Here is a 22,758-nt window from a genome sequence, read left to right on the forward strand (position 1 = left end):
ATTGCCCAAGCCTAGGGGCGTCCGCCATAACGGCGCATGAACCGACTGCTAAGACTTCCCTAAGGTGCTGAGGTCCTGCTCGCCACGCGTCTACGCGCCCGGGGTTGCCTCGGCCGCCATCTCGAGCGCACGGGTGACGAAGCTGATCTTCCGCTCGTACGAGCTGCCGTCGCCCGCGCGTACGGAGACCTCGGCGACGGCGATCTGGTCGTCCTCGCTCGGCTCGGTGCCGCCCATGAGGGTGGTCCACTTCACTGAGACGTCATCGGCGGAGAGCTCGCCGTCGCACTCGATCTCGTAGCTCACCGGCTCGAAGAACCCGGAGTTGGACTCGGCGGAGACCGTCGCCGTGCCCGGCGCGGCCTGCGTCACCCGCACGGTGTAGTAGACGACGTCCGCCTCCGAGCTCACGTACTTCTCGTTGGGGGAGACCGTCTCCTCAAAGACGACCGTGCCGGCAGAGGTGGCCCCGCAGCCGAGAAGAACGAGCGCGCACGCCAGGCAGAGCATCGCAAGAACCGCAGTCACCCTCTTCATGCGAGCCTCCCGTCGTCGACTGCTCTATAGTCTAGTCACTCATCGGCAAGGGAGGCCCATGCCACGCACCCTCTACATCGATGCCGACGCGTGCCCGGTTACGCGCGAGGCGCTCACCTGTGCGCGGCGCTCCCGGGTGCCCGTCGTTATCGTGGGCAACACCACGCAGAACCTCGAGCGGCACATTCGGCGCGACGACCCGCGCGACGCGGATCACGCTCGCGGTCGCGACGCCACGCACGCCGGCTTCTGGGTGGATGTGCTCGACGTTTCGATCGGCGCGGACAGCGCGGACTTTGCGATCGTGGAGCGCCTGCAGCCGGACGACGTGGTGGTCACGCAGGACATCGGCCTCGCGAGCATGGTGCTCGGGCGCGGTGCGGCGGCCATCGGCGTGCGCGGGCGCGTCTACACCAAGGCCACGATCGACATGGACCTCTTCATCCGCCACGAGGAGAAGAAGGTGCGTCGCGCCGGCGGCCGCACGCGCGGGCCGGCGGCCTTCACGGACGACGACCGCGAGTGCTTCACCCGCAACCTCACTGACCTTCTCAGCAGGTAACGGCAGCAACCGGCAGCCTACGCTACAACGACGCTCTTCTCGCCGCGCAGGACGGCGCGGCCGATGACCGCGGCGGGGAGGCCCTCGTCGCGCAGGGCGTCGACGAGCCGCTCCGCGTCCAACTCGGGCAGCGCCAGCAGCAGGCCGCCGGAGGTCTGCGGGTCAAAGAGGACGTCGGTAAGGTCGAGCGGCAGCGCTTCGGCGAGCGCCACGCGCGGGCCAAAGAAGTCCCGGTTGCGGTAGGCGCCGGCGGGGATGAGGCCGAGCGCCGCCATCTCGCGGGCGCGCGCCATGACGGGCACGGCATCGGCGGCAATCTCGAGCGTGACGCCCGAGGCCTCGGCCATCTCGCAGGAGTGCCCCATGAGCGAGAAGCCCGTGACGTCGGTGGCGGCGTGCGGCCAGAAGCCCAGCTCGCGGGCCAGACGGACGGGAGCCTCGTTGAGCGTGGCCATGGAGTCCGTGGCCACGCGCACGCCAGCGTCGTCCAGAAGGCCGCCCTTGTGCGCGGTGGTGAGGACTCCTGTTCCGAGCGCCTTGGTGAGCACGAGCGCGTCTCCCACCTGTGCGCCGCCGTTCTCCAGCCGCTCGTCCAGCTGCACGAAGCCCGTCACGGCGAGGCCGTACTTGGGCTCGTGGTCGTTGATCGAGTGGCCGCCCGCCACGACGCACCCGGCCCGACGGCACGTCTCGGCACCGCCAGCCAGGATCTGCCCGGCGACCTCGATGCCCAGGCAGTTGGGGAAGCACAGGAGGTTGAGCGCGAGCGCGGGCCGCCCGCCCATGGCGTAGACGTCGGAGAGCGCGTTGGTGGCTGCGACCTGGCCAAAGAGGAACGGGTCGTCCACCATGGGCGGGAAGAAGTCCGTCGTGGCGATGAGCCCGCGACCGTCGCCGAGGTCCCACACGCAGGCGTCGTCGGAGGCGTCAAAGCCCACCACGAGCTCCGGCGCGTCCAGGCGCGGCAGCCCCGCCAGCACGCCCGCGAGCTCGCCCGGCGCGATCTTGGCCGCGCACCCGGCGGCCTCCACGAGCTCCGTGAGCCTCACGCCCGTCATGTCCATGTCCGTGCTCCTCTCGTGTTGCTTCAGACAGGTAGTTCAAGTTTTTCCAACGAAAGTGCCTCGGCGCCTCTTGGTAGTTTTTGCCTCGCGCAATCGAGCTGCCTTGAAATCCGACTTCTGAATAGATTTGGCCGGCGAGGGCGTCCGCAAAGCCAGTCCGGGCCAAAGAAACCGCAGGAAACGCTCTCGGAGACGGCTCGGATAACGTGCACGGCACCCGCAGATTGTTCACAACCCGGTTTTCAAGGTAGAAAGCGTTCATCAACGGTGCGTAGGGCAACGCTGACGGGAAGTCCGTCCTCACAAGGGCGCCCCGGACGTGTTCGGGGGCGTCCGGGGCGTGCCGAGTCTGGTCCGTTTTCGAGCGTCGCTAATTCTCGTCTGCGGCGAGGGAGGAGTCGCACTCCGCGCGCGTGCGCTCGATGCGCCTGAGCAGGGACTCCTTGTGCTCGTAGGTGTGCGAGCGGGCGATGTCGCCGGCCTCGTGGGTGATGAAGCGGAAGAAGTAGTGCCCGTCAAAGTCCTCGTAGATGCGGAACTTGGGCGTGGACTCGCGATCGAAGGCGTCGATCGTGCTGTCCTCGATCTCCGCGTTCTCGGCGGAAGCGCGCACGCACTCGATGCCGTGCAGGCACTCGTCCTTGGACGGGAAGATGATCGACGACATGAGGATGTGCCCGTTGGAGGCGCAGAGGTTGAAGCAGTAGCGGCCCTCGTTCTCAACCACGACGTACTGTCCCATGGGAAATCACCACCATAAGATCGCAGCGAACAGATTATTCCTTACACTATCGTGACGCGCCCCGTACCGCGGCAACAAGTACGCAGGCGGTCGGTTTTGCTCGGGGAGAAGGGCCGATTGGCCATACGTCAGACTGCGAGCAGGAAAAATGGGGTAGTATCTCTTTACATCCCCCGAAAAGACGGGTCGGCGTGGTCGGGGGACGCGTCGGCCCACCAGGACGCAAAGACCCCGGTCGCCGCGGCGGCCGGGGTCTCGTCGTCTGGGGCGCGCGTTCTTCTCGCTCGCTGCTCAGGCGTCCTGAAAAATCAACCTGCGGCACGCATCGTTTTTCTCGACCTGCTGTCTTGAGTCGAGAAGTCCTGAAAAAAGGGGCTGCGGCAACCCAGTTGTGCCGCAGCCCGGATTTTAAGGACAGCAGACGAGAAGAACCTCTCGCTGTGGCGACTAGCGCGCCTCGCCGCGCAGGGCTGCGTCGCGGCCGGCGTCGAAGGCCGCGAGGTTGGCCTCCACCGTCGCGGGCGGCACGCAGGCGCGCACGGCGTCGCGCCAGAGCTCCACGTCGAAGGGCAGCGCCGTGGAGAGCGCGCCCACGAGCACCACATTGGTGGAGCGCGGCGCACCCAGGCCGCGCGCGATCACGCCGGCGTCCAGCAGGTGGGCGCCCAGCTCGCGCAGGCGCTCGTCCACGCGCTCGGGCATCGTGAAGTTGCCGATGTTCACCGAGACGGGCGTGATCTCCTCGTCGTTCACGAACATGCGGCCCCCCTCGGCGAGGTAGTGCTGGGCGCGCAGGGCCTCCACGGCCTCGAAGGCCACCACCACGTCGGCACAGCCGTCGTCGCAGACCATGGTGGCGACGTGCTCGCCCAGGCGGATGACCGTGCTCACGGACCCGCCGCGCTGGCTCATGCCGTGGATCTCGGAGACCTTGACGTCGAGGCCCGCCCCGGCCGCCACCGTCGCGAGGAGCTTGCCCGCGAGAATCGTGCCCTGGCCGCCCACGCCCACGAGGAGGATGGTCTTGGTTCCGCTGAACTTCTCCATTGCTTACTCCTTCGTGATGCAGCCGAACGGGCAGGACTGGACGCACTGGTCGCAGCCCACGCACTGCGTGGGGTCGATGACCGCGGTGCCGTCCTTGGCGCGCCCGAGCGCGGGGCAGCCGATCTTGACGCACTGGCCGCACGCGCGGCAGTCGCGGATCGTGGGCTCCTTGCCGCGGCTGCGGTCGATGAGGCGGCACGGCGCCTTGAAGACGATGACGGAGAGCTGCTCGGTGTTGGCCACGGCGGCCTTGAGCGCGGAGCACACGGCCTGGAGGTCCTGGGCGTCCACCTCGACGACGTCCTCCACGCCCATCGCGCGGCACAGGGCGAGAAGATCGAGCGCCTTGCCGGTGGGGTTGTCCAGCGGCCCGATCTTGTGCGAGCTGTCCGTGAGGGTGACGCCGTTCACGGGGTTGCCCTGCGTGCCGGTCATGGCCGTGGTGCGGTTGTCCAGGATGCAGAGGGTGCCGGTGCCTCCGTTGTAGATGGTGCCGAGCATGCTCGTGATGCCGGAGTGCGCGAAGGTGGAGTCGCCGATGACGCCCACGACGGGGCGGCCGGTGCGCTCAGGCGCGCCGGCGAGCTCCATGCCGTGCGCCATGGAGAGCGAGGCGCCCATGTCGATGACCGTGTGGCATGCGCCGTAGGGCGCGACGGCGCCGAGCGTGTAACAGCCGATGTCACCGGTGACTATGGCCTTGAGGCGGCGCAGCTCGGTAAAGACCAGGCGGTGCGGGCAGCCGGGGCAGAACGCCGGCGGGCGCGGCGGCAGGTCCGTGGCGGGCGCGAGGTGCGTGGGCAGCTCCACGCCAAAGGCGGCGCGGATGAGCTCGGGCTTGAGCTCGCCGGCGACGGGCAGCGGCGCGGCGGGCGGCTCGGCGAGCTCGACGCCGAGGGCGCGGACGTGCGAGGAGAAGTAGTCGCTGGCCTCCTCGACCACGTAGCACGCGTCGACGGACGCGGCAAAGTCGGCGAGCGCGCGGGCGGGCAGCGGCCAGGCGAGGCCGAGCTTGAACGTGGAGGCCTCGGGCAGCGCCTCGCGGACGTGCTGGTAGACGGCGCCTGCGCAGATGACGCCGATCTTCTCGTCCCGCATCTCCACCACGTTGTACGGGCAGGTCTCCGCATAGGCCTCGAGCTCGGCCTGGCGCTCGTCCACCACCACGCGGCGCTTGACCGCGTTGGCCGGCATCATGACGTACTTGGGGATGTCGTCGGCGTAGTCGCGCGGGGCCACGGCCTCGCGCGCGCCGGACGCCGAGACGAGCGTGCGGGTGTGCGCGATGCGCATGGTCTCGTGCAGCATGACCGGCGTGTCAAAGCGCTCGGAGAGCTCGAAGGCGGCGCGGGCCATCTCGTAGCAGTCCTGCGAGTCGGCGACGTCGAGGCAGGGGATGCGGCCGAAGGCGGCGTAGAAGCGCGAGTCCTGCTCGTTCTGGGACGAGTAGCAGGACGGGTCGTCCGCGGCGAGAAGGACGAGGCCGGCGTTCACGCCGGTGGACGCGGCGGCCATGAAGGGGTCAGCGGCCACGTTGACGCCCACGTGCTTCATCGTGACGAGCGAGCGCACGCCGGCGATGGCGGCGCCGAGGCCCACCTCGAAGGCGACCTTCTCGTTGGGGGACCACTCGCAGTAGACGTCGTCCTTCCGCACGAGGGCCTCGAGCGTCTCGGTGGACGGCGTGCCGGGGTAGCCCACGCCCACGGCCACGCCGGCCTCCCAGGCGCCCTGGGCGATGGCCTCGTTGCCGGACATGAGGTGCTTGTCCATGTCTCTCCTCTCGATAAGACAAAGGGGACAGGTTCCTTTGTCTCATATATCTTTCAATGAGACAAAGGAACCTGTCCCCTTTGTCTCATGCCTCTCCTAGCGGCGCGTCTCGCGTGCGACGAGGGCGTCCGCCCCGTACTTTGCGCGCAGCGCCGGCTTCTCTATCTTGCCCGTGGGGTTTCTCGGCACGGGGGCAAAGATCACGCGGCGGGGCCGCTTGTAGCGCGGCATCCGCCCGCAGAACGTCATGACGGCATCCTCGGTGAGCGTGGCATCCGGCTTGAGCTCGATGACCGCGGCCGGGATCTCGCCCAGGCGCTCGTCGGGGAGTCCTATCACGGCCACGTCCTTGATCGCGGGGTGGCCCATCAGGAAGTCCTCGATCTCCACGGGGTAGATGTTCTCGCCGCCCATGATGACCACGTCCTTCTTGCGGTCCACGAGCCAGTAGAACCCGTCCTCGTCCTGGCGGGCCATGTCGCCGGTGTGCAGCCAGCCGTCCACGAGGGTCTCGGCCGTGGCCTCGGGGTCCTTGTAGTAGCACTCCATGAGGCCGGGGCCCTGCACGCAGAGCTCGCCGACCTCGCCGGGCGCGACCTCGGCGCCGTCCTCGCCCACGATCTTGCAGCTCCAGCGGTAGCCGGGGACGCCGATCGCGCCCACGTGGTCGATGTTCTCCAGCCCCAGGTGCACGCAGCCCGGGCCCATGGACTCCGAGAGGCCGTAGTTGGTGTCATAGGCGTGGTGCGGGAAGACCGTGCGCCAGCGGCGGATCAGGCTCTCCGGCACCGGCTGCGCGCCGATGTGCATGAGGCGCCACTGGTCCAGGTGGTAGTTGTCCAGGCGGACCGTGCCCTCCTCGAGCGCCACGAGGATGTCCTGCGCCCACGGCACGAGCAGCCACACGATGGTGCAGCGCTCGCTGGAGACGGTCTCCAGCACGGTCTTGGGCGAGACGCCGCGCAACAGCACGCCGCGGCCGCCCACCATGAGGCTGCCCAGCCAGTGCATGCACGCGCCCGTGTGGTAGAGCGGCGGGATGCACAGGAAGACGTCGTCGTGTGTCTGGTGGTGGTGCGCCTGCTCCATCTCGGCCGCCTGCGTGAGGCTCTGGTGGTGGTGCAGGATCGCCTTGGGAAAGCCCGTGGTGCCGGAGGAGAAGTAGATCGCGGCGTCCTCGTCCTCGGAGAGCGGGACGCGCGGGTCCGCCGATGAGCACAGGCTCGCCAGCTCGCGGTAGCTCTCCGCCCAGGTGGGGCAGTCGTCGCCCACGAAGAAGAGCAGGCGGCCCGCCTGGATGCGGTCCACGATCTCCTCCACGCGGCCGATGAACTCCGGGCCAAAGACGAGGATGTCCACGTCCGCCTTGTCCAGGCAGTACTCGATCTCGTCGGCGGAGTAGCGGAAGTTCAGCGGCACCACCGTGGCGCCCGACTTGAGGACGCCAAAGTAGAGCGGCAGCCACTCGATGCAGTTGTAGAGCAGGATGGCGACCTTGTCGTCCTTGCGCACGCCGCGGGACAGCAGCAGGTTGGCAAAGCGGTTGGCCTTCTCGTCAAAGACGGACCACGTCATCTCGCGGCGGAACGGCTCGTCGTCGGTGGTCTCCACCAGGTCGTAGTCGCGCCAGGTGATGTGGCGGTTCTCGCGCCTCTCGGGGTTGACCTCCACGAGGGCGACCTCGCTCGGGTACTTCTCGGCGTTGGCGCGCAGCATGTCGACGATGGTCATGGGTGCCTTTCGGTCTGGTGCGGGCCCTCACATCATAGCCCGCCGTCGCGGGCGAGAAGGGCGCGCCGCCGCGCGCGTAACGCGACCGTGACGTGCCGGCGTGTGCCGCGCCCGTTGCCCTATCATGTGGGCGAGAAGAACCGCGGACTCGGGAGGTCACATGCGACGGCTGCTCGTGGTGGAGGACGACGCGCGCCTGCGCGACGAGCTCTGCGTGCTGCTCGCACGCAACGGCTACGAGGCCACGGCGCTCTCGGACTTTGACGACGCGGCCGAGAAGATCCTGGCCGTCGCGCCCGACCTGGTGCTGCTTGACCTCAACCTGCCCGGCGTCGACGGCACCTACGTCTGCCGCGAGGTGCGCCGCCGCTCGAGCGTGCCCATCGTCGTGGTCACCTCGCGCGACAACGACATGGACGAGCTGCTCACGCTCTCCTTCGGCGCGGACGACTTCGTGCCCAAGCCCTACAACGACCAGGTTCTTCTCGCCCACGTGGCGACGGTCCTCAAGCGCAGCTACGGCGAGGGGGCGTCCTCGGCGGAGCTGACCCACGGCGGCGTCACGCTGGACACCGCGCGCTGCAGCGTGTCCTACCAGGGCCGCACCGCCGAGCTCACCAAGAACGAGCTGCGCATCCTCGCGCTGCTCATGCGCAACGTCGGCGCGGTGGTGAGCCGCCAGCGCATCCAGGAGGAGCTCTGGGCCTCCGACGAGTTCGTGGACGACAACACGCTCACGGTGAACGTGAGCCACCTGCGCGCCACGCTCGCCAAGATCGGCGTCGAGGACTTCGTGCGCACCCGGCGCGGCCTGGGCTACCTGGTGGAGTAGGGGCGAGAAGAACGTGGGCTTTGGCGCCTACATCGCAGACCGGCTGGCCCCGCTCGCCGTGGGCGCGGCGGCGCTCGCGTTTGCCGCGCTGGTGATGACCGTCTACGGCCTGGACGGCGCGGCGGTGGCCTTTGTCTGCGGCATGCTCGTGCTCGCGGCGACGCTGGCGCTCGTGCTGGACTGGCTGCACCGTCGCTCGTTCTATCAGCGGCTCGAGGACGCCCTCGACGCGCTGGACGAGACCTACCTCGCCACGGAGCTCACGGAGCGCCCCTCCTTTCCCGAGGGCCAGATCTTCTACGACGCGCTCGACCGCGAGTCCAAGGCCATGCGCGACCGCATCGCCGCGGCGCGTCGCCGCTCGCGCGAGTACCGCGAGTACGTGGAGACCTGGGTGCACGAGATCAAGACGCCAATCGCGGCCGCGCGGCTCGTGGCACGCAACAACCCCTCACCGGCCACGGAGTCCATGGACGCCGAGCTGGACCAGATCGAGGGCTACGTGGAGCAGGCGCTCTACTACTCGCGCGGCACCTCGCTCGACCGCGACTTCCAGATCCGCCAGGTCGTGCTGGCAGACGTGGTGCGCGACGCGCTGCGCCACAAGGCGCGCACGCTGATCGGCGCGCGCGTGGCGCCCGAGCTGGGCGAGCTCGACCTCACGGTGCGCGCCGACCCCAAGTGGCTGTCGTTCGTGATCGGGCAGGTGCTCGTGAACGCCGCCAAGTACCGGGGCGAGAAGGACGGGGAGGGCCGCATCCGCATTTGGGCGGAGCGGCGCGAGACCGGCCTGGACGCCTGGGAGACGGTGCTCGCGGTCGCCGATGACGGGATCGGCATCCCGGCCTCCGACGTGGGGCGCGTCTTTGACAAGGGCTTCACCGGCGAGAACGGCCGACGCTTCGCGCGTTCCACCGGCATGGGGCTCTATCTGGTGCGCGAGCTCTGCGACAAGATGGGCGTGCGCACGTGGCTGGAGTCCGAGGAGGGCGCGGGCACCACGGTCTTTCTCGCCTTCCCCGACAGCGCCGAGCGCGCCTAGCGCTGCCTCGCAAAATAACGCACAAAATCGTACATGTACGTTATTTTTTCCTGCATATATAGAATGTTGTGCTTGATTATGTACGTTAATCGGTACGGGCAGGCTCGCCGCTGCACAACCTTGCGAAAGCGTAAGGGAGCGATAAGCGCATTCGATGGCAGCGTCCTTCTCGCCGGGCGAGTATGGTCGTGTACCAGAAGGCCAGACGAGAGGAGCCGCGATGGCACCCGCTCACATCCAACCCACCCAGCCGGTCCTGTCCTGCCGGGACGTCGAGAAGCTCTACGGAACCCGTGACAACGTCACGCGCGCCCTCGACGGCGTGTCGTTCGACGTCGCCGCCGGCGAGTACGTTGCCATCATGGGCCCGTCCGGCTCGGGCAAGACCACGCTCCTGAACTGCATCTCCACGATCGACCGCCCCACCTCCGGCCACATCCTCGTGGACGGCCAGGACATCACCGCCCTGCGCCCGGGCCAGCTCTCGAAGTTCCGCCGCGAGCGCCTGGGCTTTGTCTTCCAGGACTCCAACCTGCTCGACACCCTCACCGCGCGCGAGAACATCGCGCTCGCGCTCACGATCAACCACACGCCCGCCAAGGAGGTCACGGCGCGCGTGGGCGGTGTGGCCCGCCGCCTGGGCGTCGCCGACGTGCTCGACAAGTTCCCGCATGAGATGTCCGGCGGTCAGAAGCAGCGCGTCGCCGCGGCCCGCGCCATCGTGACCGACCCGTCGCTGGTCCTGGCCGACGAGCCCACCGGCGCCCTCGACTCGCGCAACTCGCGCCTGCTCCTGGAGAGCCTCGAGGAGCTCAACGACGCCGGCGCCACGATCATCATGGTCACGCACGACTCCTTCGCCGCGAGCTACGCCCGCCGCGCCCTCTTCCTCAAGGACGGCCGCGTCTGGAACGAGCTCATCCGCGGCGCCAAGACGCGCAAGACCTTCTTCAACGAGATCATGGACGTCGTGTCCTTCCTGGGAGGGGAGGGCGCAGATGTACGCTAGGATCGCGCTCGGCAACGTCCGCAAGTCCTTCCGGGACTTCGCGGTCTTCTTCCTCACCCTGGCCTTTGGCGTCTGCGTCTTCTACGCCTTCGGCTCCATCACCGACCAGGCCGCCGTCATCCAGATGGGCGAGGACCAGCGCCGCATGGTTCAGGCGCTCGCGGACATCCTCTCCGGCCTCTCCGTGTTTGTGGTCGTCATCCTCGGGTTTCTCGTGGTCTACGCCAACCGCTTCCTCATCCGGCGGCGCAAGCGCGAGTTTGGCATCTACCTCACGCTCGGCATGGACATCCGGCACGTCTCCTGGATCATCGTCATAGAGACGCTCGTCGTGGGCGTGGTCGCGCTCGGGGTGGGCCTCTTGCTGGGCCTCGCGCTCTCGCAGGTCATGATGTACGTCACGGCCGGGCTGTTCGAGGCCACGATCAGGGGCTTCGTCTTCGCGTTCTCGCCGGCCGCGGCGCTCTCCACGGTGGCGTGCTTCGCGGGCATCTTCCTCGTGACGCTCGTCTTCAACGTGTCCACGGTCAGCCGCTACAAGCTCATCGACCTCATCAACGCGGACAAGGTGAGCGAGAAGGTCCGTCTGCGCAGCCTGCCGCTCTCCGTGGTGCTCTTCCTCGCGTCGCTCGCGCTCATCGGCGTGGCGTACAAGGTCCTGCTCGAGCACGGCATGATGGAGGAGGGCCCGTACTTCGCAATCGCCACGGGACTCGTCACGGTGGGCACGCTGCTCTTCTTCTTCTCGATCTCCGGCTTTGCGCTGCGCGCGCTCCAGGCGAGCCCGCGTGCCTACCTCAGCGGCCTCAACATGTTCGTGATGCGCCAGCTCAACAGCCGCATCAACACCGCGTGGCTCTCAATCTCCCTGGTCTGCGCGATGCTCTTCCTTGCCATCTGCGGCGTGTGCACGGGTTTCTCGGTGGCCACGGGCATGAACGAGGCGCTCGTCGCGGGCACGCGCTATGACATGTCGCTCGTGAGCTACCCCACGGGCATGCTCGGCGAGCGCAACGCGCAGGGTCCGGCGGCGGCCGACGGCTACGACGCCATCGCCCGGCTGCGCGCCGACATCCCGGAGTTCGACGAGCTCTTCCGCGACGCCGTGCAGGTCAACACCTACGACTACGACGCGAACGGCGAGCCGCTGTCGGGCTACACCGTGGAGTGGTTCGTGGCGAACACCGACTTCGACGGCAGCGCCACGATCAACCAGATGATGCTGGGCAGCAGCGAGACCGCCGTGACGCTCGTGCGCGTCTCCGAGTACAACGCCCTGTGCGCCATGGTCGGCGAGAAGGGCCTGGAACTCGGCGCCGACGAGTGCGCGTGGTGGAACGACATGCCGTCGCTGGACGGCTTCTGGCAGGCGGCGGCCGAGCAGAACCCGGAGATCACGGTGCAGGGCAGGACGCTGCGCTTCGTCGACGAGGCCGTGGTGAGCGTGCCGTTCTCGGACACCGGCGCGAGCGGTACGGTCTCCGGCGCGCTGATCGTGCCCGACGACGTGATTCCCGAGGGCCTCGGGCCGAGCACGACCGTGGTGAACCTCATGTACAACGGCGACCGTGCCGAGATGAACGAGGCGGCGACGTCCGCGATCGACGAGGCCTACGGCGACGTCATGGGCCAGGGCGAGACGATCGAGGCCTGGCCGGTCTGGAACCCCATCAACGCCCAGGGGCTTCTCGACCAGTCCTCGGGCACCACGGTGATCGTGACGTACCTGGCCATCTACATCGGCGTGGTCCTGCTCGTGTGCTGCGCGACGGTGCTCGCGCTGCAGCAGCTATCCGAGGCGGCGGACAACGTGGGCCGCTACCGCGTGCTCGCCGAGCTCGGCGCCGAGAGGCGCATGATCGACCACGCCCTTCTCGCCCAGGTCGGCGTGTACTTCCTCTTCCCGCTGGTCGTGGCCGTGGCTCACGCAGCGGTGGCGCTCTCCGTGGTGAACGACATCGTGGCGCTGCTCACGGGATTCCAGATTGGCACGGCGCTCGCGGGGACGGTGGCCTTCGTCGTGACCCTCTACGGCGGCTATTTCCTCGTGACCTATCTCACCTCGCGGGGCATGCTCTCCCGGTAACCGAATACGTCAGCCACTGCGCCGTGCTTCTCGTCTACCATGGGCGAGAAGTACGGCGCGCCCGCGTCCGTCGCATGCAGAGAAGGGGGCCCATATGGGACTGTTTGACAAGATTCGCAGCAAGATCACCTCGTCCGACGGCAAGGCCGAGCTTCCGTCCGCCACGTTCGCCACGCGTCCCGACGTGGTCTACGCCCCGGTCTCGGGCATGCTCGTGAGCCTCAAGGAGGTCAAGGACGAGGTCCTGCCCGTCGCCCTGCTCGGAGACGGCTACGGCATCCTGCCCACCACCAACAACGGCGTCGTCTACGCGCCGGTCGACGGCGTCATCGGCGCCACCACGATGACCAACCACTCGATCGTCATCGCGGCCGAGGGTGGCATGGAGGTCCTGATCCACATCGGCATCGGCACCGTCAACATGGGTGGCAAGGGCTTCTCACGCTGCGTGGAGACCGGGGACACCGTCCGCGCCGGCCAGCCGATCATGACCTTCAACGACGACTCCATCAAGCAGGCCGGCTACGAGGACGTGGTCTGCTGCACGATCTCCAACCCCGACGCTTTCTCGCAGATCGATCACGTGGGCGACACGAGCACCCTGCTCGATGGTCGTCCGCTGGTCAAGATCGGCGACCCGCTGCTCGTCGCGCGCCGCGCGTAGGCGGTTCTGCGGCGCATCCGGGAATCGCCCCCGTTGTCACGGGCGGCTCTAAGAATCGGCGCCCTTGGCTCGCCAGCGTCTAAGAATTGCCGCCCTTGGCTCGCCAGCGTCTAAGAATTGGCGCCCTTGCACCGATGCGAGGGCGCCGTTCATGACAAGGGCGTCGTTTTCTAGAAGCAGACGGGACAAGGTCCGCTTTTTCTAGAGCCAGCCCTGACAAGGGCGGCGATTTCCGGAGCGGCGGACGACAAGGGCGGCGATTCCCGGGTCGGCTACGCAAAAAAGGGCCGGCACCCGTGAGAGTGCCGGCCCCGCTGCGTGCGTATGGGCTTGGGCCTACGCGTCCTTCTCGCCCTCGAGCGAGGCGTAGAACGTGGCGTGGTCAAAGACGTCCTTGATGGTCTGGCCGTTGACAAAGGGGAGCGCCAGGAACTCGTCGACGGTGGGGACGAGCTCGGAGCAGTCGACGAAGTGGTTCTTCTCGTTGCGACGGCTCGTGTCCTGCGCGCGCCAGGACTCGTAGTTGCAATCAGTGAGGTAGTAGACGCTGGAACCGATCTTCATGTAGACGGAGTGATTGCAGTGCAGGTACTCGACCAGACCCTCGTAGTCGATATCGAGAGCCTCGGCTGCCTTCTTTCCCATGGCGATCCCCTTTCGTCGGAGGCCAATCGGACGTTAGTGAGAGTGTAACCCGCCCGGCGGACAGTTATGCGGACGTTCGCTGAATGTTAGGCGAGCGTCGCGCGAGCGGTCAGCGGGCGGTGCCGAGAAGAACGCGCTCCAGCTCGGCGGGCGTGTCCACGAAGGTGGTCGCCCCGGCGGCGATCAGCTCGTCGACTCCGCGGAAACCCCAGGTGCAGCTCACGCACGGGCAGCCCACGTTGGCCGCGGTCTGGACGTCCACCTCGGAGTCGCCGATGTAGACGAGCCCGTCGCGGCCGGCGCCCATGCGCTCGAGGGCTGCCTCCACCATGTCGGGCGCGGGCTTCTTGCGGATGCCCGCGGCCTCGTTCTCGCCGAGGATCGCGTCGAAGGTGTCGGGGAACTGGCGGGAGACGAGCTCCTGGACCGCGAAGTCGCCCTTGTTGGAGACCACGGCCAGGCGCACGCCGGCCGCGCGCAGGTGGGCCAGGAGATCAGGGATGCCGGCGTAGGGGCCGGTGTGGTCCTCGCAGTGCGCGGCGTAGTAGGTGCAGAAGTCCTCGTAGACGGCGTCCCTCTGGGCGTCGTTTGTGCCGGCGGGGACGGCGCGCTCCACGAGCTTGCGGATGCCGTTGCCCACGAAGCGGCGGACGTCGTCGAGCGAGTGGGTGGGCATGTCGTGCGCCGCGAGGACGGCGTTGATGGAGAGATGCAGGTCGCAGAGGCTGTCGAGCAGCGTTCCGTCGAGGTCGAAGACCGCGGTCTGGTATGCGGGCATGGGCGCTCCTTCCGTTGGCCGGCGTTAGGGTAGCACGTCCGGGCCGCGGCGGCGGGTTCTTCTCGCCCTGTCGCGGAGGTTATGCGACATCCGCGAGGTTATGCGACGTCACCGAGGTTATGCGCGCAGCTGCGTCTTCTATATCCGCAGCTAAAGGAGTTGCCGAGAAGAACCGTCCGCTCGCACCACGCCGCATGACCTCGACGATGCCGCATACCCTACGAGCGATCGCCGGGCGTCTGCCCCCTGTCATAGTCGACCTTGAGGCCATGTGGCGCCACGCCGTCCAGTCCATAGAAGAGGTCGGTCAGCGGAACACCCAACCCATCCGCGATCTTGACCAGCAGGTCAAGCGAGGGGTTGGCCTTACCGGCTATCAGCTCGTTGATGTTGGTGCGGTCCTTGGAGATCATCCGCGCGAGCTCGCTTTGGGTGAGCTCGCCCTTTTTGAGCAGCCCCTTGATATTTTGGCCCACTTGCCAGCGGATGAACTTGTATGGCTCTGCATGTTCCATGCGCCCATGCTATGGGCCGCTTGCCTAATGACTGTCGGATATAACCGTCAGTTGCTCTAGACTCGACTGTCGTATATATCCGACAGTCGAGACGGTGGACGCATGGCGGGACAGGTCAAATCAAGACAGCGCGTGACGGACTTCGGCGAGGTCTTCACCAACGAGCGCGAGGTCAACGCAATGCTCGATCTCGTAAAGCAGGAGACCGAGCGCATCGAGTCGCGCTTCCTCGAGCCTGCCTGCGGAAACGGCAACTTCATCGCCGAGGTGCTGCATCGCAAGCTCGCCGTCGTCAGGTCGCGCTATCGCAAGAGCCCGGGGGAGTACCAGCGCTACGCGTTCCTCGCCGTCTCGAGCATCTACGGCGTGGAGATCCAGCCGGACAACGCGCAGGAGTGTCGTGACCGCCTCTTCAAGATCGTCGAGAAGGACGCGCGCTCGGCGATCAAGGGAGCAGTCGAGCCCGCGTTCCTCGATGCCATTCGCTACGTGCTGGAGAAGAACATCCTCTGCGGCGATGCCCTGACCCTCAAGGACGCGAGCGGAGAGCCCATCACCTTTGCGGAGTGGTCGCTCGTGACGGGCGACCTGGTCAAGCGGCGCGACTTCCTGCTGAGCGAGCTTCTGGAGGGAAACGTCGAGAAGGGCAGCCAGGCGTCGCTCTTCGGCGAGGCCAACGCCTTGTGGGAGTTCGACGAGGAGACCCAGGCGTACATCCCCGCAGCCATTCGCGAGTACCCACCCACGGACTATCGGGAGGTGAGCCGCGTTGGCTAACCTTCTCAGGCGCGAGTACAACCCGGACGTCCTCACGTGTCTGGCCAACCTCTCCAACGACGAGGTCTTCACGCCGCCGGAGCTCGCGAATCAGGTGCTCGACCTGCTACCGAAGGAGCTGTGGAGCGACCCGAGCGTCAAGATCCTAGACCCGTTCTGCAAGTCGGGTGTCTTCCTGCGCGAAGCGGCCAAGCGCTTCATCAAGGGGCTCGAGCCAATCTACCCCGACCTGCATGAGCGCGTGGACCACATCATGCACGAGCAGCTCTACGGCATCGCCATCACGGAGCTGACGTCGCTGCTCTCGAGGCGGAGCCTCTACTGCTCCAAGTTTCCCAACGGCCGCTTCTCCGTCAGCGAGTTCGACGGGGAAGAGGGCAACATCCGCTACCGCAACATCCAGCACACGTGGCGAGACAAGCGGTGCATCTACTGCGGGGCGTCGCAGAAGAACTACGACCGCGACAAGGACCTCGAGACGCACGCCTACGAGTTCATTCACACCACGCACCCCGAGGAGATCTTTGACATGAAGTTCGACGTCATCGTGGGCAACCCGCCGTACCAGCTGAGCGATGGCGGGGCACAGGCGAGCGCGAGCCCGATTTATCAGCTGTTTGTTGAGCAGGCAAAGAAGCTGAATCCAAGATATCTGACAATGATTATCCCTTCTCGCTGGTTTTCTGGCGGGAAGGGATTGGATGCATTTCGTGATGACATGATTTCCGACAAGCATATACGCGTCCTTCATGATTTCACCAATGCGGCCGATTGCTTTGGGACGGGTGTTGAAATCAAGGGAGGAGTCTGTTACTTCCTCTGGCAGCGCGAGTCGGAAGGTATGTGTCAGATTGTTACCCATGTCGGTAATTCAGCTTTTGAGCAGCAACCTCGTTTTTTAAAGGAGCCAGGATCGGAGTTCCTAATTCGCTTTGAAGAGGGCGTGAACGTCTACCGAAAGGTTGTTAATGGACAATTCGAATCATTCTCGAAGCTAGTGAGCTCACAGAAGCCTTTTGGACTGAGGACGTTTGTTCAAGGCGACAGCAAGCCAAGCACCGATAGGCAAATTAAGCTATATCAGCGGGGTGGTGTTGGTTACGTCGGGCTCTCTGAGGTAGAGAAGAATCAGGGAAGTATCGACCAGTGGAAAATCTTTATTTCTAGGGCATATAACGCTGGAGATGCTATTCCTCACCAAATAATTGGACAGCCAATTCTTGCTGGGCCTAAGTCCTGTTGTACGGAAACCTACGTCATGATTGGTCCTTTTAGCCAAGAATCTATTGCTAGAAATGTTATGGGCTATATAAAGACTAAGTTCTTTAGGTTCATGGTGTCGCTGATTAAAGTGTCTCAGATGGCTCCCGCTAAGGTATACGAGTTTGTACCAATGCAGGATTTCTCATCGCCCATTACTGACAGAGATCTTTACGAGCATTACAACTTAACTGAACGAGAAATCGATTTCATCGAATCGATGATTAAGCCAATGGAATCGGACGGCACCGATGACTAGCGCCGATCGCTTTCCCGCTCGCCCGGACGTCCATCCGCAGGTCTATGCCTACCGTGAGCCGTTCATCGAGTACGACGGTCTTCTCAAGGTCGGCTACACGCAAAGGACCGCGCAAGAGCGCGTGGCCGAGCAGTTCCCGGTGATCCAGCCAAATGGGGTCAAGCCGTACGAGATTGTCTTCGTCGAGTCGGCCATGCGCGAAGACGGCACGACCTTCACCGACCATGACCTGCACAGGCGCCTGCGCGCGAACGGCATCGATGACGTGGGTGGCGAGTGGTTCCGCTGCACGGTCGAGGACGTGCGCAACGCGTGGCTCGAGGTGCGCGACCGCAAGGACTACGAGAGCCGCCGCACGGAGAGCTTCCCCATGCGCCCCGAGCAGCGAGCCGCAGTGGAGAAGACCGAGGCGTACTTCAGGAGCTGCGAGGTCCCCGGCTCCCACAACGCGCCCAAGTTCCTCTGGAACGCGAAGATGCGCTTTGGCAAGACCTTCGCCACCTACGAGCTCGCGAAAAAGATGGGCATGCGGCGCGTGCTCGTGCTCACCTTCAAGCCGGCCGTCGAGGCTGCCTGGCAGGACGACCTCGAGTGCCACATCGACTTCGACGGCTGGCAGTTCGTCGCGCGCGACGGGCGCTCGTACGAGGAGTGCGACCCGGCGCGCCCCATCGTCTGCTTCGGCTCCTTCCAGGACTACCTGGGCGTGAACCGCGAGACGGGAGGCATCAAGCCCCGCAACGAGTGGGTCCACCTCGAGAGCTGGGATCTTGTCGTCTTTGACGAGTACCACTTCGGGGCGTGGCGCGACTCTGCGCAGAAGCTCTTCGCGCCGCAGGACGATGATCGCATCGATGACGTGGACGACGCCGAGGCGGCGAGCGCGGGCAACTCCCTCGACGAGACCTGGCTGCCCATCCAGTCGCGCTTCTACCTCTACCTCTCTGGCACGCCGTTCCGCGCGCTCAACTCCGGAGAGTTCATCGAGGAGCAGATCTTCAACTGGACCTACTCTGACGAGCAGGCGGCAAAGGAGAGCTGGGAGGGTCCAAATAACCCCTACGAGACGCTGCCGCGCATGGTACTCATGACCTACCAGATCCCGGATGCCATAACGCGCATCGCCCGTCAGGGCGAGTTCGACGAGTTCGACCTCAACGTGTTCTTCTCGGCAGAGGGGCGCGGCGCGCTGGCGCGCTTCAAGTACGAGGAGTACGTGCAGAAATGGCTCAACCTCATTCGCGGCTCGTTTGCCGAGACTGCGGTGGATGACCTTAAGTTGGGAGCCAAGAAGCCGCCGATGCCCTTCTCGGACGGCGGGCTGCTCTCCTCGCTCACGCACACGCTGTGGTTTTTGCCGAGCGTGGCCTCCTGTGAGGCGATGGCGAACCTCCTGGCGCAGCGCCAGAACGTGTTCTTCCACGACTACCAGGTAATCGTTGCCGCCGGCGCGAAGGCGGGCATGGGGGTCGAGGCCGTGCGCCCCGTGCGCCGCGCGATGGGCGACCCGCTTGCCACCAAGACAATTACGCTCTCGTGCGGCAAGCTCACCACGGGCGTGACCGTCAGGCCTTGGGCTGGCGTGCTGATGCTGCGCAACCTCGGGAGGGCAGAGACCTACTTCCAGACGGCGTTTCGCGTGCAGAGCCCCTGGACCACGGTGACCGAAGAGGGGAAGACGCAGAACCTCAAGCCGCAGTGCTACGTCTTCGACTTCTCGCTCGACCGCGCGCTCACGATGGTCTCCGACTATGGCTGCCGGCTCTCTGTGGGCGAGACGAGTCCCGAGCGCAAGGTGGGGGAGTTCATCAAGTTCCTGCCGGTGCTCGCCTATGACGGCTCCGCCATGCGCGAGGTCAGCGCCGCCGACATCCTTGACACCATCACGGTCGGGTCCTCCGCGACGCTGTTGGCGCGCCGCTGGGAGAGCGCGCTTCTCGTCAACGTGGACAACGACACGCTGCTCCGTCTGCTCGGCAGCCCGGAGGCGATGCGCGCCCTCATGAGCATCGAGGGCTTCCGCAGCCTGAACTCCGACATCGAGACCATCATCAACAAGTCCGAGGCCGTGAAGAAGGCCAAGAAGGAGAGCGAGAACCTCACCCCCAAGGAGAAGAAGCAGCTCTCCGCGGAGGAGAAGGAGTTCAAGAGCAAGCGAACGGAGATCAAGGAGAAGCTCATCAAGTTCGCGACGCGCATCCCCGTGTTCATGTACCTGACGGACTATCGCGAGCAGTGCCTGAAGGACGTCATCACGCAGCTCGAGCCGGGACTGTTCAAGAAGGTGACGGGTCTGGAGGTGCGCGACTTCGAGCTGCTGGTCTCGCTCGGCGTGTTCAACGACGCGGTCATGAACGACGCCGTCTACAAGTTCCGCCGCTACGAGGACGCGAGCCTGTCCTACACGGGCATCGAGCGCCATGTGTACGACGCGAGCGTTGGCCTCTTCGACACGGCGCTCTCGCGCGAGGACTACGAGGAGATGAAACGGCGCGACTCGCGGATGGAGACGGAGGTCGCGGTTCCTCAGCTGGTGGAGCCGACGATCGTCGTCGAGAAGAGCGCGCCCGAGCCCGCGGCCGCGCCCGAGCCGGCTCCCGAGCCCGCGGCAGAGGTGCCCGCCGCGGTGCCCGCCCGTCCTTCTCGTCAGCAGCTTGACTCCATCGAGGTGGGCGACGTCGTCCGCCACAAGGCGTTCGGCGAGGGCACGGTGGTAAGCCTCGACGAGGGTCACATCGTCGTCCACCTGGGCGGCAAGGACCGCATGTTCCCGTTCCCCGGTGCGTTCGAGCAGGGGTTCCTGGGGCTGTAGAGCATCTACGACGGTCGCGTGTTTGGAGCCTGTCCAGTGTGGTATAAGAGAAGTGGGCCCTTCGGGGTCTTCCAAGCGCCGGGGGCGTTTCCCCCGGCATTTTTTATATCGAGAGGGGCTGAGTTGCGAGAGCTGAGCGTCTTCGTGGATGAGTCTGGAGCCGACGGTCTAGACTCTGACTACTACCTCCTGACGCTTGTGTTCCATGACCAGAGCGTGCCTCTGGTTGACAGTATTTCTCGGTATGAGCAGAGCCTTGCGACGCGCGGACTTCCCAATCTGCCCTTTCATGCCTCACCACTGCGCAGGCGGCCGACTATGCCTGCGCAGTCGAGCTGACGGCGCTCAAGTACCAGGCTCACGAGGAGACTGCCACCGACCGGCGCTTCTTCGGCTCGTGGGGAACGTTCAGGAGAAACGTCCTCAAGACGGTGCGCAAAAAGGCGTTTGTGAGCGAGTGACGTCGTTCAAGATGTGAAGGCGGCGCCGTCCTTCTCGTCCGATGTTCGGTTGTGTACACCCTTCGGAAGAGGCCGGAGTAGGAGCGCGGCTGCTGCCTGCGGCTTTGTGGGCGCTGCTACAACGTATTGGTTGTCCGGGTGTGCACAACCGACACGAACGCGAATATTGTCGTCCGGTTACGCTCGCGCGCCGTCCGGCCTGCCCGTAGTACAATCACCCCCGCTGTGGCGTGCGCCGTCTACGTGCGCCGCGGCCATCCGGCAGGCGCCGCCCGTACGGCACGGGGCGGCAGGACGAGAAAGGCATTGCAGATGGACTCCCATACCATGCACACCCACACCTGCGGCGAGCTGCGCCGCGAGCACATCGGCCAGACGGTCACGCTGACCGGCTGGGTCTGGCACCGCCGCGACCACGGCGGCCTCATCTTTGTTGACCTGCGCGACCGCGACGGCGTGACGCAGGTCTCCTTTGACCCGGAGCACTCCGGCGGCGAGGCGTTCCACGCGGCCGAGACCATCCGCTCCGAGTGGCCGATCAAGGTCACCGGCGTCGTCCGCGAGCGCCCCGAGGGCATGGACAATCCCAAGCTCGCGACCGGCGAGGTCGAGGTCCTCATCGACCAGATCGAGGTCCTCAACTCCTCCAAGACGCCGCCCTTCCAGATCGAGGACCACGTGGACACCTCCGAGGACGTCCGCCTGCGCTACCGCTACCTGGACCTGCGCCGCCCACGCATGACGGCCAACCTCAAGATGCGCTCCGACTTCACCTTCGCGCTGCGCCAGGCGCTGCACGACCGCGAGTTCCTCGAGGTGGAGACCCCCGCGCTCTTCAAGTCCACGCCCGAGGGCGCGCGCGACTTCCTCGTGCCGTCCCGCACCCAGCCCGGCCACTTCTACGCGCTGCCGCAGTCCCCGCAGCTCCTGAAGCAGCTCCTCATGGTCGGCGGCGTGGAGCGCTACTACCAGGTCGCCAAGTGCTTCCGCGACGAGGACCTGCGCGCCGACCGCCAGCCCGAGTTCACGCAGGTGGACATCGAGATGAGCTTCGTCGAGCAGGACGACGTCATGGGCGCGCTCGAGGACGTGCTGGCGGACGCCTTCTCCAAGATGGGCGTCGAGATGCCCACGCCGCTTCGCCGCCTGGATTACTGGGACGCCATGGACACCTACGGCTCCGACAAGCCGGACACCCGCATCGGCATGGAGCTCCACGACGTGACGCAGATCTTCTCGGCCTCCAAGTTCAAGCTCTTCGCGAGTGCCGCGGCGACCGAGGGACAGTACGTCAAGGCCATCAACGCCAAGGGCGCCGGCACCTGGCCACGCGCGCAGATCGACAAGCTGGCGAACGTCGCCGCAGAGTTTGGCGCCAAGGGCCTCGCGTGGATCGCATTCCGCGAGGACGGTTCCGTCAACAGCCCCATCGTCAAGTTCTTCTCGGACGAGGAGATGGACGCGCTCAAGGCGGAGATGGGCGTCGAGCTGGGCGACCTCGTGATGTTTGCCGTGGCCGACCGCAAGACGGCGGACGAGATCCTGGGCGGCATGCGCCTGCACATGGCAAACGCGCTGAACGTCCCGCGCGAGGGCCACGACTTCCTCTGGGTGGTCAACTTCCCGCTGTTCCACTGGGACGACGAGGCCAAGCGTTACGAGGCCGAGCACCAGCCCTTCACCCTGCCGACCGAGCTCGACGTCGAGAAGATCAAGGCCGACCCGCTGGCCATTGGCTCGGCGACGTACGACTTCGTCATGGACGGCTGCGAGGCCGGTGGCGGCGGCATGCGCATCCACAACTCCCAGATGCAGCTCGACATGCTCGAGCTCATGGGCTTCACGGTGGAGCGCGCCCGCGAGCAGTTCGGCTTCCTGATGGACGCCCTCGAGTACGGCGCGCCCCCGATGGGCGGCTTTGCGCTCGGCCTCGACCGCGTGTGCATGCTGCTGGCCGGCGAGGACTCCATCCGCGACGTCATGGCGTTCCCCAAGACGAGCTCCGGCAGCGACCTCATGTCCGACGCGCCGAGCGAGGTCTCCTCGAAGCAGCTCAAGGAGGTCGGCCTGCGCCTGCTGTAGCAAGCGACAAGAACGTCCGCTCCGGGCCCGTCTCCGCGTGATCGCGGCGGCGGGCCCGTTCTTCTCGACAGAAAAACTCA

The 22,758-nt window shown here is 66.0% G+C and carries 19 protein-coding genes; 10 read left to right on the plus strand and 9 right to left on the minus strand.

Translation table 11 applies throughout. The features are described 5' to 3' along the window. Positions 1-90: 90 nt before the first annotated feature. Positions 91-537 (minus strand): hypothetical protein, encoded by a 447-nt coding sequence (locus B5F73_RS02850; RefSeq protein WP_087226152.1) that lies wholly within the window; start codon positions 535-537, stop codon positions 91-93. 58 nt (positions 538-595) lie between these two features. Between B5F73_RS02850 and B5F73_RS02855 the strand changes: the two genes are divergently transcribed. Beyond that, positions 596-1,099: a DUF188 domain-containing protein gene (locus B5F73_RS02855; protein ID WP_087226155.1), complete on the plus strand. Its 504-nt coding sequence runs from the start codon at positions 596-598 to the stop codon at positions 1,097-1,099. 17 nt (positions 1,100-1,116) lie between these two features. Here the strand turns inward: B5F73_RS02855 and selD are convergent, their stop codons facing one another. The 5 genes from selD to B5F73_RS02880 form a co-directional block, all read right to left on the minus strand. Then, positions 1,117-2,157: a selenide, water dikinase SelD gene (selD, locus tag B5F73_RS02860; protein ID WP_087226812.1), complete on the minus strand. Its 1,041-nt coding sequence runs from the start codon at positions 2,155-2,157 to the stop codon at positions 1,117-1,119. A gap of 376 nt (positions 2,158-2,533) precedes the next feature. Then, entirely contained in the window at positions 2,534-2,905 is a 372-nt protein-coding gene (locus B5F73_RS02865; RefSeq protein WP_087226158.1) for a DUF1508 domain-containing protein, read from the minus strand. Between the two features lie 447 nt (positions 2,906-3,352). Next, positions 3,353-3,952: an indolepyruvate oxidoreductase subunit beta gene (locus B5F73_RS02870; RefSeq protein ID WP_087226161.1), complete on the minus strand. Its 600-nt coding sequence runs from the start codon at positions 3,950-3,952 to the stop codon at positions 3,353-3,355. Between the two features lie 3 nt (positions 3,953-3,955). Continuing rightward, positions 3,956-5,725: a thiamine pyrophosphate-dependent enzyme gene (locus B5F73_RS02875; protein ID WP_087226164.1), complete on the minus strand. Its 1,770-nt coding sequence runs from the start codon at positions 5,723-5,725 to the stop codon at positions 3,956-3,958. 96 nt (positions 5,726-5,821) lie between these two features. After that, the gene (locus B5F73_RS02880; RefSeq protein WP_087226167.1) at positions 5,822-7,456 is read right to left on the minus strand and encodes an AMP-binding protein; all 1,635 of its coding nucleotides are present in this window, start codon (positions 7,454-7,456) and stop codon (positions 5,822-5,824) included. A gap of 160 nt (positions 7,457-7,616) precedes the next feature. Between B5F73_RS02880 and B5F73_RS02885 the strand changes: the two genes are divergently transcribed. The 5 genes from B5F73_RS02885 to B5F73_RS02905 all read left to right on the plus strand — a co-directional run bounded on the left by B5F73_RS02885 (position 7,617) and on the right by B5F73_RS02905 (position 13,089). Then, positions 7,617-8,288 carry a response regulator transcription factor gene (locus B5F73_RS02885; RefSeq protein ID WP_087226170.1) on the plus strand — a complete coding sequence of 224 codons (672 nt, stop codon included), beginning with the start codon at positions 7,617-7,619 and terminating at the stop codon, positions 8,286-8,288. Between the two features lie 13 nt (positions 8,289-8,301). Further along, entirely contained in the window at positions 8,302-9,330 is a 1,029-nt protein-coding gene (locus B5F73_RS02890) for a sensor histidine kinase (RefSeq protein ID WP_204206248.1), read from the plus strand. A 220-nt stretch (positions 9,331-9,550) separates the two neighbouring features. Then, positions 9,551-10,339, plus strand: a complete 789-nt coding sequence (locus tag B5F73_RS02895; RefSeq protein WP_087226173.1) for an ABC transporter ATP-binding protein — start codon at positions 9,551-9,553, stop codon at positions 10,337-10,339. Beyond that, on the plus strand, positions 10,329-12,425 hold the full coding sequence (locus tag B5F73_RS09355; RefSeq protein ID WP_087226177.1) for an ABC transporter permease: 2,097 nt from the start codon (positions 10,329-10,331) through the stop codon (positions 12,423-12,425). Before B5F73_RS02895 ends, B5F73_RS09355 begins: the two co-directional genes overlap by 11 nt. 94 nt (positions 12,426-12,519) lie before the next feature. Further along, positions 12,520-13,089 carry a PTS glucose transporter subunit IIA gene (locus B5F73_RS02905; protein WP_087226180.1) on the plus strand — a complete coding sequence of 190 codons (570 nt, stop codon included), beginning with the start codon at positions 12,520-12,522 and terminating at the stop codon, positions 13,087-13,089. Positions 13,090-13,425: 336 nt separating this feature from the next. On the opposite strand, the gene B5F73_RS02910 is transcribed toward B5F73_RS02905, so the two are convergent. From B5F73_RS02910 to B5F73_RS02920, 3 genes are all read right to left on the minus strand, one after another. Continuing rightward, positions 13,426-13,734 carry a CDP-alcohol phosphatidyltransferase gene (locus tag B5F73_RS02910; protein ID WP_087226183.1) on the minus strand — a complete coding sequence of 103 codons (309 nt, stop codon included), beginning with the start codon at positions 13,732-13,734 and terminating at the stop codon, positions 13,426-13,428. Between the two features lie 109 nt (positions 13,735-13,843). Next, positions 13,844-14,512: an HAD-IA family hydrolase gene (locus B5F73_RS02915; protein ID WP_087226186.1), complete on the minus strand. Its 669-nt coding sequence runs from the start codon at positions 14,510-14,512 to the stop codon at positions 13,844-13,846. A gap of 218 nt (positions 14,513-14,730) precedes the next feature. Then, complete coding sequence (locus B5F73_RS02920; protein ID WP_087226189.1) at positions 14,731-15,027, minus strand: helix-turn-helix transcriptional regulator; 297 nt, start codon at positions 15,025-15,027, stop codon at positions 14,731-14,733. Positions 15,028-15,129: 102 nt separating this feature from the next. Between B5F73_RS02920 and B5F73_RS02925 the strand changes: the two genes are divergently transcribed. From B5F73_RS02925 to aspS, 4 genes are all read left to right on the plus strand, one after another. After that, positions 15,130-15,804, plus strand: a complete 675-nt coding sequence (locus B5F73_RS02925; RefSeq protein WP_087226192.1) for a restriction endonuclease subunit M — start codon at positions 15,130-15,132, stop codon at positions 15,802-15,804. Then, complete coding sequence (locus B5F73_RS02930; protein WP_087226195.1) at positions 15,797-17,323, plus strand: Eco57I restriction-modification methylase domain-containing protein; 1,527 nt, start codon at positions 15,797-15,799, stop codon at positions 17,321-17,323. Before B5F73_RS02925 ends, B5F73_RS02930 begins: the two co-directional genes overlap by 8 nt. After that, positions 17,316-20,135 (plus strand): GIY-YIG nuclease family protein, encoded by a 2,820-nt coding sequence (locus B5F73_RS02935; RefSeq protein WP_087226198.1) that lies wholly within the window; start codon positions 17,316-17,318, stop codon positions 20,133-20,135. The genes B5F73_RS02930 and B5F73_RS02935 overlap by 8 nt, the downstream gene beginning before the upstream one ends. Before the next feature lie 773 nt (positions 20,136-20,908). Beyond that, positions 20,909-22,678, plus strand: coding sequence for an aspartate--tRNA ligase (gene aspS, locus B5F73_RS02945; RefSeq protein ID WP_087226201.1), 1,770 nt, complete (start codon positions 20,909-20,911; stop codon positions 22,676-22,678). The last annotated feature ends 80 nt before the right edge of the window (positions 22,679-22,758 follow it).

The sequence above is a fragment of the Olsenella sp. An270 genome (assembly GCF_002159735.1).
Lineage (GTDB): Bacteria > Actinomycetota > Coriobacteriia > Coriobacteriales > Atopobiaceae > Thermophilibacter.

Excerpts from the sequence above, each read along its gene's own strand:
- B5F73_RS02850 (WP_087226152.1), bottom strand. The coding sequence starts at position 537 with ATGAAGAGGGTGACTGCGGTTCTTGCGATGCTCTGCCTGGCGTGCGCG.
- B5F73_RS02855 (WP_087226155.1), top strand. The coding sequence starts at position 596 with ATGCCACGCACCCTCTACATCGATGCCGACGCGTGCCCGGTTACGCGC.
- selD (WP_087226812.1), bottom strand. The coding sequence starts at position 2,157 with ATGACGGGCGTGAGGCTCACGGAGCTCGTGGAGGCCGCCGGGTGCGCG.
- B5F73_RS02865 (WP_087226158.1), bottom strand. The coding sequence starts at position 2,905 with ATGGGACAGTACGTCGTGGTTGAGAACGAGGGCCGCTACTGCTTCAAC.
- B5F73_RS02870 (WP_087226161.1), bottom strand. The coding sequence starts at position 3,952 with ATGGAGAAGTTCAGCGGAACCAAGACCATCCTCCTCGTGGGCGTGGGC.
- B5F73_RS02875 (WP_087226164.1), bottom strand. The coding sequence starts at position 5,725 with ATGGACAAGCACCTCATGTCCGGCAACGAGGCCATCGCCCAGGGCGCC.
- B5F73_RS02880 (WP_087226167.1), bottom strand. The coding sequence starts at position 7,456 with ATGACCATCGTCGACATGCTGCGCGCCAACGCCGAGAAGTACCCGAGC.
- B5F73_RS02885 (WP_087226170.1), top strand. The coding sequence starts at position 7,617 with ATGCGACGGCTGCTCGTGGTGGAGGACGACGCGCGCCTGCGCGACGAG.
- B5F73_RS02895 (WP_087226173.1), top strand. The coding sequence starts at position 9,551 with ATGGCACCCGCTCACATCCAACCCACCCAGCCGGTCCTGTCCTGCCGG.
- B5F73_RS09355 (WP_087226177.1), top strand. The coding sequence starts at position 10,329 with ATGTACGCTAGGATCGCGCTCGGCAACGTCCGCAAGTCCTTCCGGGAC.
- B5F73_RS02905 (WP_087226180.1), top strand. The coding sequence starts at position 12,520 with ATGGGACTGTTTGACAAGATTCGCAGCAAGATCACCTCGTCCGACGGC.
- B5F73_RS02910 (WP_087226183.1), bottom strand. The coding sequence starts at position 13,734 with ATGGGAAAGAAGGCAGCCGAGGCTCTCGATATCGACTACGAGGGTCTG.
- B5F73_RS02915 (WP_087226186.1), bottom strand. The coding sequence starts at position 14,512 with ATGCCCGCATACCAGACCGCGGTCTTCGACCTCGACGGAACGCTGCTC.
- B5F73_RS02920 (WP_087226189.1), bottom strand. The coding sequence starts at position 15,027 with ATGGAACATGCAGAGCCATACAAGTTCATCCGCTGGCAAGTGGGCCAA.
- B5F73_RS02925 (WP_087226192.1), top strand. The coding sequence starts at position 15,130 with ATGGCGGGACAGGTCAAATCAAGACAGCGCGTGACGGACTTCGGCGAG.
- B5F73_RS02935 (WP_087226198.1), top strand. The coding sequence starts at position 17,316 with ATGACTAGCGCCGATCGCTTTCCCGCTCGCCCGGACGTCCATCCGCAG.
- aspS (WP_087226201.1), top strand. The coding sequence starts at position 20,909 with ATGGACTCCCATACCATGCACACCCACACCTGCGGCGAGCTGCGCCGC.